Below are 16,106 nucleotides of genomic sequence, written 5' to 3' on the forward strand. Positions count from 1 at the left end.
TGCTTCCCTCTTTCGTTAGTTGATGTCTTGAAGCCAAGTATAGTAGCTTTCCTTAAGCAGATGAATGTCCTGAGCCAACCATTTGGTTTATCACTTTATATCCGTTGAGCAGCTGGTTTATCATTTTTTTAAGAAGGCATTGACATCTTTTAAACCGCTTTCATCATCTCCATCCTAACTTTTTATCCCTTAACGCTTCCCATGACCAAACCTTTGGTAAAATGCTTCTGCAAAAAGGGATACACCATCAACACGGGTAAGGTGGCGACGAAAATCTGGGCGGCGCGGGTGGTCTGGTCCGAGATCAGTCGCATTGTCATTAAATCCTTGGAGGTAATCGTTTTGGCATCGTATGCGGTAATCGCTTTTTGCAAGAAGCTTTGCAAAGGATAGTTCTTGGGATGGTTCATGTACAAAATCCCGTCGAACCACGAGTTCCAATGTCCCACGATGCAGAACAGCGCAATGGTTGCGATAGCGGGCGTCGCCAACGGCAGGACGACTCTGAACAAGCTTGTTAAGGGTCCCGCGCCGTCAATGCTTGCCGCCTCTTCCATCTCCGCGGGTAAATCGCGAATAAAGTTCATCAACAAAATGACGGAAAAGATGGGTACCAAACCGGGCAACACCAAAACCCATAGATTGTTGACAAGTCCATATTTCATAAACGTCATATACTCGGGGATAAGTCCGCCTCCAAAAAGCATCGGGATAAGCATGAAGTAAGTGTAAAACTCCCTCCCCTTGAACTTTTGGCTGCTTTTCGCCATCGGATACGCCGTGATAAACACAATAAACAACGTGAGCGGCACGGCGAGAGCCAGACGTTTGAGCGTAACGACGAATGCGTGCCAGAACGCCGCGTTTTGTAACACGTACTTATAAGACTCCAATGTTGCATCTACCGGCCAGATCCCGACTTTTCCGCTGGAAGCAGCGAAAGAGGAGCTAAATGAAAGGGCGAGTATATGCACTAGGGGAAGGATGCATATTAGCGAGATCAAGCTCAGAAAGATGAGGTTGCACGCCATGAACGCTTTTCTCTGCCAACTGGTTTGTATTCCGTTCTTCGCCTTTTTTGTTTTCATAACGGCTCCTAAAAAATTTTATATTCGGTTAAGCGATAGGCCAGCCTATAGGAGATAACGATCAATACGAAGGAGACGATCGACTTGATCAGGCTCACGGCAGTCGATATCGAAAACAACATATCCTTGATACCTAATCGGTAGACGAACGTATCCAGGATATCTCCCGTTTCATACACGACCGGATTGTACAAGTTATAAATTTGATCGAATCCGGCATCCAGGATGCTGCCGATGGAGAGCACCGTCATGAGCACCACGATATTGGTGATTCCCGGCAGCGTGATATGACGCATCTGCTGATAATAGTTGGCTCCATCCACTTTGGCCGCCTCGTACAAAGAAGGGTCTATGCTCGTAAGGGCTGCCAAATATACGATGGTCCCGAATCCGAAACTTTTCCAAGTATCGGTGATGATGATCACGTTGGGGAACCAACTTTTATCCCCCAAGAAGAAAATCGGGTCGATACCGAAAATTTTCAACGCATGATTGACCAACCCGTTAGAAGGAGACAGGATCTCGATAAAGACGCCCGCCAATATGACCCAGCTCAGAAAATAAGGAAGATAGACGATGGTTTGTACCGAACGGACGAATAATCGGTTACGCACCTCGTTCAGCAGCAGCGCGAACAGGATCGGCACCAGCAAACCGAGAATAATCTTCATGATCGAAATATAAAGCGTGTTGAACATGACCTGCTGAATGTTGTCCAGCGTGAACAGACGTACGAAATTGTCAAACCCCACGAAGCTCGAGCCGAAAATTCCGTCGGTCGGAGTAAAATCTTGAAAAGCCATGATGATGCCGAACATAGGCACATAAGAAAATAGGATGAGGAAAACGCAAGCCGGCAGCATAAGACCATGATAGGTAAGCTGCGTTTTCAACACATACCGGTTTAAGCTTTTGTGCGGGATCTGCGCTTGTCTCTGCTTCACGGTTGCACCTCTCTACTTATTCCCATGTACGGATTCTCGCACTTCTTTTACAACCTGACCGCCGCCGCTGGACTCCCAGTCTTTGACGAAATCATCGAACGCATCGATTGGCGCTTCGCCCATAATCATCTTTACATAGGCTTCGAGCTGCTTCGTTTCAAGCACGCCCCATTTCTTTTTCATCGTCTCCGTACCGGTGCTATAATATTGTTCCTGCAGGACCAGACCGTTTTTCATATAATCGTTCAGAATACCGCTTGCGCTATCGGGTCCATACATTTTGTAGGTCATATAGTCGTCTTCGTTGGGATTCGTCATGTAACGCAACACGCCTTCGTAATACATCTCGTTGGAGGGGAACATTTCGCCCACGTCCTTGCCCGCCAGCTTCTCTAGAATTTTAAGGTGATACCCGATGTCCTCATGGGCAAGCCACGGTTTGACTTGACTAAACTTGGCTGGCATTTCCCCTTTTGCGTTCTTGTGATATTTGAGGATATCTTCCTTACTGCCATAGGCTTTCTCGAACCAGAGATTGAACATATTAACAAGCGCTTCGGGATGTTCATAGCCTTTGCGAACGACATAGTAAGTGTCCGGACCTGCAACTCCCATGACCTTGGCGTCGCCTCCGTCAGCACCGAAGATCTTGACGGGTATCCATTCTGCGCCCATCTCGCGGTGAGAAGCCCCTAGCGGCCAATCGACCGCATACCAAGGCAACCAGGCCATGCCTGCTTTGTTGCCGTCGATTGCCTTGGTAAACTGGTTCCAGTCATTGGCGCCGAATTCGCGATTGATCAAGCCTTCTTGGAAAGCTTTATTCAGGAATGCAAGCGCGGCTTTCGTTTCCGGCTGCGTGCCGCCGTACACGATTTCCCCGTCGGCGTTTTTCACCCAAGACTTGGGATGCGAACCGAAGCTGTCGAACAAACCGATCAACTCATCCAACGTGTTGCTTGTCGTAAAGGCGTAAGTGTCCTTCAATCCGTTACGGTCAGGGTCGTCATTCGTAAAGGCTCTCATGATCTTTACTAGATCGTCGAAGGTTTGGGGAACTTCCAACTTCAAATGATCCAACCAATCTTTGCGCAGCCAGGTGATGACTCCGGCGCTTTCAAGGTACCCCTGCGTAGCGGGCAGCGCATACAGACTTCCATTGATTTTGGACATATCCATGCAAATGCCGCCGTCAGCGACAAGATACTCCTTCGTTTTTTCGCTGGCATACTCTTCGTAAGCCTCGGTCAAATCCGCGGCCAAACCCGATTTAACCAGCATTTCAAACTGCTTGCGGTTTACGGACATCAAGTCGGGGATTTGGCCTGAAGCGATTTGCAGGTTCAGTTTCTCTTCCAGTTGCGAGCTGCTTACGACGAACATATCTTCGAATTTGATCCCTAGCTCGTCCCGGTAGGCATCGATCCAAACATTGTCTTCCTGCGTTTGGCCGTCGATATTGTCGCTAGAAGGGTCGGACTCCGCGGTTCCAACCGTTAGGATAATATCGGGCTCGTATTTGCCCGTCGTCTCGTTCCAGTTGGATAAACCTTTACTTTGACTGTTGCCCGGCGAACCCGTGCAAGCCGTTAAAGAGAACAGAGCCGCTGCTATGATCGCGCTTACAAACCGACGTTTCATTGATATCCTCCTTGTATGCTCGTACTTGTCAATCGCTTTGGATTACCTTAATGGTAAAGCGTTTTCGACTTGAGAAATAGTTACGTTTACTTTGTATTTATGTCCTTTTCGTTGGACGTTAATTGGGACTGTTCCGCCGGACTCTTACTCGATTGAAAGGTGTTTTCGGTATTCTTGAGGCGTAATTCCGGTCATTTTCTTGAAGAAACGGCTGAAATACGAAGCATTGTCATAGCCCACGTTGCGAGCAATCTCGTGTATCTTATATTTGGGGTTCGTCAGCATTTCTTTGCAAATCCGAATCCGTTCGACCTTTACGTAATCGGAGAGGTTCATTCCCACCTGCTGTTTGAACAAATGGGACAGGTAAGAGGAATTTAAGTACGCGACATCCGCAAGCCTGATGAGCGATAAATCCTTGTCCATGTTTTGATGGATATATTTAAGTAAGATTCCGATTTCTCTGCTGATTCCATTGGTCGCATGAGAGGAGTAGGAGGCTTCATATTCGGTCGTTTCGGGTAAGAGGATAGAACAATCCAAATCGCGGCACTTTTGCATCGTTTCCTTGAATTGAATATACTTTGCGTGTAAACTCGCCGCGCTCACGGCCTGCGTGGAATAGATGATGTTGACGTACTGGTCTGTCAAACGGTAATAACTTTCCTGCGTATTTTCGTACATAACGAAGAGGGATTTTAAGAATATGGCGGCTTCCCCGTAGACTTCGGCAACATTTTTGAACTGTGCCAGCAATGTAACCTCCGACACGCCCGTCTCCACCATTTCATAAGTGAAATGAGGTTTCAGAAATTCCGCCAGCGAAGCCTCCAGAGCCATCAACGCAAAGGCTCGCCGCGAGACATCCCGCACATCGATGGCCAGCAACGCCATTTCCACAGGACGCGAAAAATCCAATGAACCGTCTACTCTTGCAGCGAGCTCGTCCAAACCGATTTCACCAAACAACAGACGCTGCAGATGGCTGTTTTTTATAGCCCCCTCCCACTTTTGAGACTGCAGTTTTAGTTTTTCCGTCAGGCTAAACAGCTCTTGGTCGCTTTCCGCCTCAGCAATCGCTTTTTCCATAGCTTCGAATAAAACCTCGTCGCCCTCGCTTTTTAGCACGTACGCCGTCACCTCGAAGTCGATGGCTCTTTTGGCATACTCGAAATTGTCATGAGCGGATAACGCTAGTTTTTTCGTTTTCGGATAATAAACTGAAACCGCTTTCAATAAGTCGAGGCCGGATACTAAGGGCATACTGATGTCCGTTAACAAAATATGAAAACTCCCCATGGCCATTAAGTCGAGGCATTCATCCGCGGAATAAGCTTTGTATACCTCGACCTTCCCGACAAAATGTTCGGAAATGGCTTGTTCAAGCCAATCGGTTATGGCCGCTTCATCGTCGACTACGATCATTCGATACATGCTGCTACACCTCTCGTTTCAGCGTCCTGCGAGCTATAGGGGATCTTGATCTCTACTTGGCATCCTCCGCTTGCGCCATTGGTTACGGACACGCCATAATCGGTTCCGAACTTGATTTTTAACCGCTTGTTGATGTTAAAGACGGCAGAGTCGGATGGTGCATCCGGCAGCAAAAGTTCTTTCTGGAATTTTCGTAGAAGGTCCTCCTCTATCCCTTTGCCATTGTCGGAGATGCGGATGATAAGTTCATGGCCTTCCCGCCTAATCGTTAAAGCAACCTCCAGACTTTCGCGTTTGTACCCGATCCCGTACATAAAGATATTTTCTACGAAGGGCTGAAGAATCAACCGCGGCACCTCTACTTGCAAAATGGATGGATCTTCAACAAACACGGCAATGGATACTCTGGAGCCGTAACGTTTTTTCATGATGTTCATGTACGCTTCCGTGTGCAGCACTTCTTCCTCCAACAGCACATCGCTGCTCGAATTTTTGGTCAGGAATTTATAGTACCGACTTAAACCGATCGAGAATTCCTCGGCGTTCTCGTTGTCCCCCTCTTTAATCATGCGATGCAAAACATAAAAGCTGTTGTATAAAAAGTGCGGGTTGATTTGCGATTGCAATTGCCGGTAAATCGCGCGTTGCGCATAGATTTCTTTGATATAGTTCTCGGTAATCAAGTCGCTTAGCCTCGCGGACATGGTGTTGAAGTTCCCGTACAGATAAGAAATTTCATCCTTGCTCTTGCGTTCCAGCCGAGTAGAAAAATCTCCTTTCTCTACTTGCTTAAAACCGTCTATCAAGATCCGAATCGGTTTTTTAATAAGCTTCCCGACCACGATAAAGTAAGAGGCAATCGACGCCACCGTACAAAAGAGCACGATAAACATTAGGGTATAGAAACGTTCTAAAAAGGAGTACAGGCTAGATGTAGGCACGAAGCTATAAACGGTAAAATCGCCCAGGGAAGAGGAAGTTCGAATCAATAAGTGTTGTGGACCGTCCGTATTCCGAATAGCAAAGCCGGATGATATCAACTCCCTTGCAACCTCGCTCGCCGTATCGTACAAGTACGTTTCCTCGTTGCCATGGAAAGCAAAGATGATTTCCTCCTTCGCGAAGCTCTTCCGGGTTTCCACAAGCCGCCATAATTTTTGCATATCGATTTCCGCTGCTAAATTCACTGCCTCATCTTCCGAATATCCGCTTTTTGACGCAATAAACCTTCTCCCGTCCCACTCCACGACGCGCTTGTAGTCACGGTAGAAAGACCTGATCTTGTTCTCCTCATCCGCATTGAAGTCTTCCAAGCCATTTTTAGCCGAAAAGCGCCGATTAACGGAAGGGATATTCGCCCAAATATCCGAAAAGAGCCGGCTGGTATCCATGGTGTTCTGGAATCTTTCCCGGAAACGATTGATCGCGGAAATTCCGCTATAGTCGATCCCGCCGGGACGGCTAGTATTAAGCTCGTTCCAGTCGCTCATGTTGGATATTTTGAATAATTGTTGCTTTACATAATCGATATCGCTCTCCACCGTCTTCATCAACTCGCTCTGATTTTGCTGGATGGATTCAATTGCGTTGACTTTTAATGAAGACATGCTTTGGTAAAAAAAGAGGAGCATACCGATGACTACCGGTATATTTACCAGCAGCAGGATCACGATCAATTTGGAAAAAAACGAATTTCGGAGCCTATTCATTCGCTGTCATCCCCATCCCTCTTCCTCCTTGCGTTTTATTAAAATGACCTCCCTTAGCGGGAGGTCATTTTGTCTTAGTTGCTTTTGCTCTTGAGAAGCTCGTCGCGTTTCCGATCGATCTTCTTCATGAATTCTTCCGCCGTCATTTTCCCGCTGGACACCAGGGACTGGAGCGACATCATCTCGCTAGTCAGCTCGGCAGGATAGACGTTATCCGGCCAGAAAATCGTGCTCGGTTCGTTCGCCATCTCCTGCATCGTCTTGACTAACGGATCGGATACGTATTCGTTCACGTCGACGTCGTTGACTACGGTAATGCGCGCTTCGCCCGACTTGATCTTGTTGATTTGCTCCTCTTTGCTCATCAGGAACTTGACGAACTCGGCCGCTTCTTTCGCGTTCTCCGAGTAATTCGTCACGACGAACGCCGCGCCGACGCCGCCGGGACCGCCATCGTGGATTTTGACGTCTTCGCTGAAATCCGGAATTTTCATAAAGCCGACGTTATCGCCCATCTCTTCGCTGAAGTTCGTGATGTCCGAATTGGCTCCCACGCTCATGCCGAGCTGGCCTTGAATGAACAATTGGCGAATGGAATCGTCCGCAATGACCAAATCTTTGTCGAAGAGCTCATGCCAGCCCTTCATGACGTTCACCAGCTTAGGATCGGAGAAGTTCGACGTGCCTTTGACCAGGCTGTCCAGACCCGGAATATCTACCGTCTGAGCGATCCAGTAGTCGGGGACATGGAGAAAGCTGTCTTTGAACAATCCGAGCGGCGTCACGTTTTGCGCTTTGATCTTCTCGAGCATGGCCACGAATTCCTGGAAGTTTTTCGGACGCTGCGCGACCGGATCGACCCCCGCGTCGGCAAAGATCTTCTTGTTGTAAGCCAGGAGGAACGTGCCGTCCGTTCCGAACGGAACGCCGTAGGCTTTGCCGTCGTTCGTGAAGTCTTCCGTCGTTGCGCTCCAACCTACGATTCGCGATCTTTCTTCCGCCGTGAAGTACGGGTCCATCGGCTCCAAAAACTGCTTAAAGCGGAGCATGTACGAACCCGACCAGAGTACGGTCAGATCGGGACCGTTCTTGGCGATGCTGGCCGTTTGGAACTTGGCGAACAGCTCGTCTCCCGAAGGAACGTCCTGCACGTCGATTCTGACGTTCGGATGCAGCTTCTGATAACGTTCCACCGCCTGGGAAATATAGAAATCTTCCTTTTTCTTGGATTTGTTATTTTCGTCAATGGTGGCGAACCCCGAATTCCAGAAAACAAGATCGACTTTCTTGTCGCCGTTGGAAGAAGCGCTTTCATTTGTGCCACCGCTACACGCGTTAAGCATGAGTGCCATTACGATGATCAATGTTGCGGTTACAACCGACCCTTTGCTCAGTTGCATGGAAAGCTTCCTTCTTTCGTTAGTGGATGTCTTGAAACCTAGTGTAGAAGCTTTCCTTAATCAAATGAATCTCCTAAGCCAACCATTTGATTTACCACTTTATATCTGGCGCAGTAAGGATTTATCATTTTTTAATACGGATTTGACATTTTTTATACCGATTCCGATTCCGATTCCGTTTCCGTTTCCGTTTCTACGTAATGCGACGGAGCGATACCTTTGATTTTCTTGAACATCCGGGTAAACGAGCTGAGATTCAGATAGCCCAGCTTATCGGAAATTTCGGTTAAGGTCATTCCGCTTCGGATCATCGTTTCGGCTTGCTCTACCTTCGCCGTCAATACGGCGTTGCTGAACGATATTCCCTTCTCTTCCTTATAAATTCGGCTAAGATAAACCGGACTTATTTTCAGATGCGCGGCTATCCCATTTAAACTAATATCCTCGAAGCGATGCTCCTGAATGAATAACTCCGTAGCATCGACGAACTTCCTTCTCTCATGTCCGCTCTTCTCCCTGGCTATCGGATCCTGCAGCACCCGGATCGCGCTGCGCAGCAAATGAACGGCTTGCGATAACGATACGCAGTTCAGCAGCTCGGTTCTTTGGAATTGCCCTTCCGGAAGACTTCTTCCCGTCATTTCGGATATCTGTTTCAGTTGGAATAAAACATCCTCAAGTACATTGTACGTCAACGCCGGTTTGGGATACGGCGGACCGATGACCCGCTTCAAGTCGGCAAGTTGATCTTCCGCCTGCTCGAATAGATAACCCGAAAGCTTGTTCATCATCGACTTTTTCCATACGAACATAGCATCGGAAAGCGTGGATTCGGGCGGTTCCCCTTGGAACAAATGATCGTCTTCGCGATAATATTTAAGGCTGAGCAGTTCGCCCGCCATACGGTCATACTCTATCCATTCCCGCCAATCCGTAAATCGATCGCTTACCGCGATGGACAGGGAATGACCGAGATACTGCGACACGGAGTCGATCAACAGCTCCGGGTCGATCTCCGTGCCGTTCCCGCTCCGCAACAGAACATGCCAGCGGTTGTCTTTGATGTTCTCCACGAACCCGATTAGCTTTCCCCGGTAGAGCTCCGCAGCCATATGATCGATCGAATGGCCGATCTTCACGACTTCCTGGGAAGTCAGAATCGAATCGCTCCGGGAAACGTCCAATGCCACGGCCCATGCCTGATATTGTCCCTCTTCGAGAAAATATTTAAACTCGCCCAGTTTCTCCGCGAAATCTTCCGTCTCCGCGCCGTTATACAATCCGTGCAACCAATCTCTCAACAGACCCGCTTTGCGAATGAATCTCGAACCCGCCTCCGATGTCGGTTCCTCTTGAGGGGACGTCGATTTGGCTTTCATCTTGTCCGTTAACTGCTTCAATATCCGTTGAAGCTCTTCGATTTCCATCGTCGACTTCACGATGAAATCATGAACGCCCAGACGCAGCGATTGGCGAACCGTTTCGAAATCTTGATTGCAGGTCAGAATAATAAACTCTCCGCCAGGATTGAGCGGTTTGACCTTCTCAATAAAATCCAGCCCGTTCATCTTGGGAAGCAGAATATCCACGAGCGCGATTTCAGGCAGAAACGTCTCGTACAGTTCTACGGCCTCGGCTCCGTCCCTTGCTTCGCAGACCACCTCAAGTCCCAATTCCGACCAAGGAATCAACGATTTTATTCCCATTCTAACGAGCATATCGTCTTCTATAATCATTACTTTCATTCGGATTCTCCTCCATTATGATCGATATAAGGAAAAGTCAGCGCGACGGTCGTCCCTTTGCCGATCTCGCTTCGAATTTCGATGCCGTAATGCGCGCCGTACTCCAATTGCAAGCGACGGTGCACGTTTTTCAAGCCGATACCCGATATTCTTTCCTCATCGCTTGTCCCATCCGGGTCGTTAAGAAGCATTCCGGCAAGGGCGGCTTCCTCGATACCGGCTCCGTTATCGATGACTTCCACCCGTAACTGCCCCTCTTCCTCGACACACGACAGCGTTAATCGCGGCGTTATCCCGTCGAGATCGGCAAATCCGTGCAAGATGGCATTCTCTACGATCGGCTGCAGCGTAAGCTTCAGAATCCTCGCGTTCCGGACTTCTTGCGGCACGTTCCATATCGTTTCGATTTTCATGAAAATGCGTTTTTCCTGAAAAGCGATATAGCTCTTTACGTAATCCATTTCTTCTCCGACGGTGCTCCAGATCGTGAGCGATTTGCTTAACGTATAGTTGAGCATGCTGCTCAGATTGACAAGCGTCTGGGCAATCGTCTTCTCGCCCTTCATTTCCGCCATCCAGCGGATCGAGTTGATCGAATTATGCAAAAAGTGGGGCTTGATCTGCGAGAGCAACAGGTTCAATTCCAGGTTTGATTTTTCCCGTTCATCCGTTTGGATCCGCTCGATCTGTTCGTTGATCCGGCTTACCATCTGTTGAATGCCAGAAAACAAAATTTCGATTTCTTCCAATCCCTTGTACTGGAATTGCCAATGAATACTATGCCCTTGCGCGGGGTCGTTAAAGCGGATTTTGCGTACCGTCTTGGATAAATTCAAGATCGGCACCATCGCTTTTCTTGTGAAAATATACAGGATAAGCGAAATTAACACAATGGAGGCTACCGTTACGGTCAGCGTATGATTCCACAACTGTTTAGTCGGACTGGCCAGAGATTCTTCGGGCGTTAAGGCGATTAAATACCATCTAAGAAAGGGGATATTCTGGATGGAACAGAAGTAACTCCGCCCGTTCCACTTGATATGAAAGCTTTCGTATTCTCCCCCGTTATTTTTTGCTTTGGAAATCGCGTTTTTCGATAATTCCTGTAAAGGAGAGTTACTGTCTTCGCTCGAAATAAGCAATTCTCCGTTATCCTGGCTAATGAAAGCAAGCGTAGAACTGTTTAGTTGGATTTTGTGCAGCAGCCGTTGAAACAAGCTATCGTTCACCATGACGTTCAAGAGGCCAAGAGCCTGATTTCCTTGTACGATATTTTTCGTAAAATATAAGGCATTATGATCGCCGGAAAGATCGTGGAGATTGGCGCCAACGTTACGATACATGATGTTATTGTCATAAGGAACCCTTTCTTCGGGCCAATTAAACCCGCGCAACACTTGCTTGAACCTTTCGACTTCCGTATCGTGCAGGGCGCTATTGCTGAACACTTCCCCTTGATCGGTCAGGATTTGTACGTATAAAGGAACTCTCAACCGATAGGCCGCGGTAAAAGACTTGAGGCGATCCATAACGGCTTGGCTGCCGATAGAGGCGTTGGTTTCTCGATTCAGCAACCTCTGCAATTCCTGATCCTGCGACAGAGTGCGAAGATAATCCTCGATATGATTCACGTAAAAATCCAAGCTGATGGAGAGCGACTCCATGTTGCTGGATACCGATTTATCGTACAACGTCTCCACTTGCTTAACCGCTCCTTTACCCAACATATAACCTTGGATAAGAACCGGAATAATGATAATGCACATAAGGAGAAGAATGAGCGTGATCAAGTTCATTCTGCGTTTCATCCTAATCATCTAACAAACCTCCCTCGTGCACATTCATTCTTTCGACCCCATGATTATACATCAAAAAGGGCCGCTCTTCAGAACGGCCCGGAGCCCGGGAGTCTTCACTTCGTTTTGGGTTGATGTTTTAATTCTGCCCGAGCGGCCTTTACTCCCCTGACGATGGCCTGCTCGAGTACCACAGCAGCTACGGTGCCGATGGCAGTCACGGCGGCATTGCCGATAAGCCCGCTAGTATCGGTTCCTGTAGCCATGCAGAATACGGTATCCCCGTCGCCTTGAATATGCACCGGGGAAACCGCCCGCGCCATGCCGTCATGCGCGAGCGTCGCTACCCTTCCTGCCTCGGCTTTGTCTAGTTTGGCGGTGGTCGCGATAACGGCGATGGTTGTGCTCCCGCTCCGGATCGAGCTTGGGGTGGGAGGGATCCCTTTAAGGATCGCCCTAGTTTGATTAACGAATTTACCATCGGGCCCGAGCGCTCCGGCTAGGATATGATCCTCATCCCAAATATCCCCAAGAGCATTAACTACGACAATTGCGGCCACGATAGGTCCTCCCGGGATTTTCCAAGAGGCGGTTCCGACTCCGCCCTTCATCGGCGTTCCGTAGATTTTCCCTACCGTCGCACCCGCTCCTGCGCCCACGCTGCCTTGCGCCACGGGACCGGCCTTAGCGGCTTGCGCTGCCTTATACCCCAGCCGCGCGTCGGGCCTACGGGAGCCTTTCGCGTAATAAAGGTCAAAAATAACGGCCGCAGGCACGGTAGGGAGCGGTCCAACCTCGGTCCGGGTACCGTATCCATGCCCGGCAAGCCAATTCACCACCCCGGCTGTCGCGGCAAGACCGAAATTGCTTCCGCCCGTAAGGAGAACCCCCTGTACGAGGTCCGTTGCCGTTCCGGGCTTAATCGCATCCGTCTGTTCCGTCCCCGGATATCCGCCTCTGACGTCTACGCCGGGAACCGCGCCTTTCGGATACAATACGACGGTGCAACCGGTACGACCGCTTTGATCCTCCGCATGCCCCACCAGGATGCCCGGAACGTCGGTAATGCTCCCTTTGGCATGAACCTTGGTTCTCCGGCCGATTAAGCGGTCGGCACTCGGTCCGATCGGTTGATCAAGCAGGCTGCGGTCGTTTCGATCTACCGTTTGCCGAAGATACTTCTCCCTGTTTAGAAAGATTTTGTTGTGTTTTTCGGATATCCCTTTGCCTCGATAGATCCCCGGGTTTCTCATGCTTTCAACTCCGATTTCATGCAATATGAGCCTGCTTCATGCCACATCCGATGACGTTCGCCTATAAATACTATGTAGGGGATGACGAATGTGCTCAGATAAAAGCCGACTTTCCGGAATCTTCGCTCGGAGAGGCATCCCGAAAGCAAACTCTGAACCCTTTCAGTTGCAAAAGGAGCTAAGCGGCCCGTTCCCGCTTAGCTCCTTAATTTTGTCGTCAGCAACCCCATTACGCGGATTAACGTCGGCACACTTGACCGATGTGTGTTATTTTTCGTACATAACATTGCTCTCTGGGGGAATTTGGATAGTTATAGGTTAAATTTAGCCTATATTTCTTATGCCCTGCCCCGAAACGGGATGTTATGTATCAATTTTGACTCATATTCCGTAATTTCTGATTTTCAAGAAAAAATATGTGCTAATAATAACCCATAATCGCCCACGCGTATGGGCCACTGGACTTGAACGTACAAAAAGAACCTGGCTTTTGGGACTGACCTCCCGATCTAACGCAACAATCTCGCGGTGACGACCGTTTGCCCTAATTCGTTGTTCGCGACGTTGACGGCAATGACCTTCGTCGTGCGATGCCCGTTGCGGTCGGTGATCTCGATCGTGATCCGATCTTTCTTTAACTCGTCGGGATAGTCATCCAGTTGCATATGTCCGATGCCCGATTTGTCGCCGGCCGCCATCTCCGCTTTTTCTTGCGGCCCCGCGTCGGGCGACGGCTTCCGCCCGGCGCCGAGAAAATGCGCGAAATCGTCCGCGGCGGCCCATTTGTGCATGTTCCACGCCGTCCACCGGTACCAGATTTTGTCGTAGTCGCGGAAGTTCTCGTCGAACGTCATCGTCATCTTTTTGTCGTACAGCAAATCGAAATCGGCTATCGACACCTGGCGCTCCTCGTCGAACTTCTGGTAGACGTCCTGGTTCCAATATTTCTCCTGCTGCGTCTTCGTCCAATCCACGGCGTACAGGTACTCGTTCTCCGTCGACATCTCGATCTTCGCGATGTTGTCGCCTTCCACGTAAAATTCCAACCCGGGCCTCGAATCGACGTAGCTGACGTACGTGCGCGCTTCGCCCGTCGCGTCTCCGTGATCCGCCAACTCGAACACGGCATCGTCTTCGCCCATCTTGACGTTAATGGCGTAGGCCGAAGTCTCCCCGCCCCGAACGGGATGCCGGGGAAGACGAACAGCGCCAGAGCGATGGCGATGGCCGGAATAGCCATCCACGAGCGACGAACCAACGGCCGGCTCCGCGTCGCTCTCGCGCCGCCGCGCGCATGCTCTTCCTCTTGAAGGTCATTCAGCAAGCGCTGTCGCATCCGCGACCGTTGCGCCTCGTCCGGCCCCATTCGATCGAATACCCTCGTCAATTCTTCCCTATTCACGCGGATCCTCTCCCATTTCCAATTTTAGCCGATTCCTGGCGGTGCGCATTTGCGTTTTGACCGTATTCGGGTTCAGCTTCAGCATCTCCGCGATTTCGTTCACCTTGTAGCCTTCGTAATAGTACAGATACAGCACCAGCCGGTTCGTCGGCGGCAGCTTGCGGAGGTTGTCCTCCATATCCCGATCGCGGACGGCGTCCATCGACGCAAGCTTCAGCGCACCGGCGTCGAGATCGACGATTTTTTTTCTCCACCATTTGCGGTGCAGGTCGCGGCAATGGTTTTGCGCGGCGGTAATGAGCCATGCCTTCTCGTGCTCGACGTCGTTGAACGGCTTGTCGCTTTCAAGCAGCTTGACGAAGACGGAATGCGTCGCGTCTTCCGCATCCTGCCGGTTGCCCATCAGCGAGTAGCATACCCGGTACACCGTGTCGACGTGACGATCGTACGCTTCGGGCAACGCGCGCTTCGGATTTTCGGCGCATGCCTCGTCGGTCTTTTCCTTGCTCTCGCGCAACAAGGAGTTTTCCATCGGCTTCCCTCCCTTCCACACGTAACACGTTCGAGCGGTTCAAATGGTTTGCGCCACCCCATTAGCGTATCATTTTCTGCATTTTCTCTCATAAACAAAACCACACCCTGAGGTGTGGCCATATTGTCAATTATCTTATTCTCGGAATGCAAAAAGCTCATCGGTTGTTTTATCTCTTGGAGAAGATTGGTTAGCCGGTTGTAACAGTCGCTTGAATGGACTATCGCGTTTCATGCTTTACTGGATGAACAGACTGTCTGCATAGGCTCGATTTTGGCGGCGGCTTTCCGCGCTCATGTCACGGCCTTAACCTTTAACGGCACCCGCTGTTAAACCTTTCTCCACATACTCCTGCAACGAGATATAGACGATGATCGTGGGAATATTCACGAGAACGATCGCAGAGCAAAGACCAACGTAATCGGTTGTATAGAAGCCGGAAAAATTCAACAGACCAAGGGACAAGGTCCACATTGCCGATTTCTTAATGAAGAGCAGCGCCAAGATCAAATCGTTCCAAGTGGACAGGAAACCCAGTATACCCATTGTGGCCAATACCGGACGGCTTAAGGGTAGAAGTATATTCCGGTAGATTGTCCATAATCCGCCGCCGTCGATAATTACGGCTTCTTCCAGTTCTCTCGGCAGCCCCTTCATAAAACCGTACATGATGAAGATCATATAAGGAACGCCGCTGGCGATATAGATTCCGATCAGGAACGAATACTGATCGGACAAACCCAGCGATACAGAGGTTTGAGCAAGCGGAATCAGGATGGCATGAACGGGGATCATCATGCCTGCCACAAAAAAGTAGAATACCGCGGTCAGCCATTTGCCCCGCAGTCTCGCCAGAACGAATGAAGCCATTGAAGAGAATAGCAGGACAAGCGCCACATAAACCGTGCATATAAAGACACTGTTCATGAAGTAGGCGCCTATTTTTCCTTTGACCCACGCATGGGCATAGTTTTCGAAGCGCCAACTCTCCGGGAGCCCGAAGTAATTACTGAAGATTTCGCCGTTTGTTTTAAACGAGGTCAACAGGGTATAGATGAGTGGATAGATAAACAGGGTCGACAGCAATGCAATGCCAATATAAAAAGGGGCCAAACGCCACTTTTTTCCGGTCATATTGTAACGGGTTATTGTAGACATCATT

At 49.5% G+C, this 16,106-nt stretch carries 12 protein-coding genes; all 12 read right to left on the reverse strand.

Going from position 1 to position 16,106, the window contains the following annotated elements; translation table 11 throughout:
• Positions 1-182: 182 nt before the first annotated feature.
• Positions 183-1,088: a carbohydrate ABC transporter permease gene (locus HH215_RS16845; protein ID WP_174887624.1), complete on the reverse strand. Its 906-nt coding sequence runs from the start codon at positions 1,086-1,088 to the stop codon at positions 183-185.
• A gap of 8 nt (positions 1,089-1,096) precedes the next feature.
• Entirely contained in the window at positions 1,097-1,951 is an 855-nt protein-coding gene (locus HH215_RS16850) for an ABC transporter permease (protein ID WP_169284434.1), read from the reverse strand.
• Positions 1,952-2,044: 93 nt separating this feature from the next.
• Positions 2,045-3,673 carry a type 2 periplasmic-binding domain-containing protein gene (locus HH215_RS16855; protein ID WP_169280967.1) on the reverse strand — a complete coding sequence of 543 codons (1,629 nt, stop codon included), beginning with the start codon at positions 3,671-3,673 and terminating at the stop codon, positions 2,045-2,047.
• Between the two features lie 144 nt (positions 3,674-3,817).
• Entirely contained in the window at positions 3,818-5,107 is a 1,290-nt protein-coding gene (locus HH215_RS16860) for a response regulator transcription factor (RefSeq protein ID WP_169280968.1), read from the reverse strand.
• Entirely contained in the window at positions 5,095-6,816 is a 1,722-nt protein-coding gene (locus HH215_RS16865; protein ID WP_169280969.1) for a sensor histidine kinase, read from the reverse strand. The genes HH215_RS16860 and HH215_RS16865 overlap by 13 nt, the downstream gene beginning before the upstream one ends.
• Positions 6,817-6,890: 74 nt before the next feature.
• On the reverse strand, positions 6,891-8,216 hold the full coding sequence (locus HH215_RS16870) for an ABC transporter substrate-binding protein (RefSeq protein WP_169280970.1): 1,326 nt from the start codon (positions 8,214-8,216) through the stop codon (positions 6,891-6,893).
• Between the two features lie 152 nt (positions 8,217-8,368).
• Entirely contained in the window at positions 8,369-9,961 is a 1,593-nt protein-coding gene (locus tag HH215_RS16875) for a response regulator transcription factor (protein WP_169280971.1), read from the reverse strand.
• On the reverse strand, positions 9,958-11,778 hold the full coding sequence (locus HH215_RS16880) for a sensor histidine kinase (RefSeq protein WP_169280972.1): 1,821 nt from the start codon (positions 11,776-11,778) through the stop codon (positions 9,958-9,960). Before HH215_RS16880 ends, HH215_RS16875 begins: the two co-directional genes overlap by 4 nt.
• Positions 11,779-11,873: 95 nt before the next feature.
• Positions 11,874-13,010 carry a P1 family peptidase gene (locus tag HH215_RS16885; RefSeq protein WP_169280973.1) on the reverse strand — a complete coding sequence of 379 codons (1,137 nt, stop codon included), beginning with the start codon at positions 13,008-13,010 and terminating at the stop codon, positions 11,874-11,876.
• A 509-nt stretch (positions 13,011-13,519) separates the two neighbouring features.
• Positions 13,520-14,254, reverse strand: coding sequence for a hypothetical protein (locus HH215_RS16890; protein WP_169280974.1), 735 nt, complete (start codon positions 14,252-14,254; stop codon positions 13,520-13,522).
• A gap of 150 nt (positions 14,255-14,404) precedes the next feature.
• The gene (locus tag HH215_RS16895; protein WP_169280975.1) at positions 14,405-14,944 is read right to left on the reverse strand and encodes an RNA polymerase sigma factor; all 540 of its coding nucleotides are present in this window, start codon (positions 14,942-14,944) and stop codon (positions 14,405-14,407) included.
• Positions 14,945-15,250: 306 nt separating this feature from the next.
• Positions 15,251-16,105 (reverse strand): carbohydrate ABC transporter permease, encoded by an 855-nt coding sequence (locus HH215_RS16900; protein ID WP_169280976.1) that lies wholly within the window; start codon positions 16,103-16,105, stop codon positions 15,251-15,253.
• Between the last annotated feature and the right edge of the window lies 1 nt (position 16,106).

This window comes from Cohnella herbarum (genome assembly GCF_012849095.1).
GTDB classification, from domain to species: domain Bacteria; phylum Bacillota; class Bacilli; order Paenibacillales; family Paenibacillaceae; genus Cohnella; species Cohnella herbarum.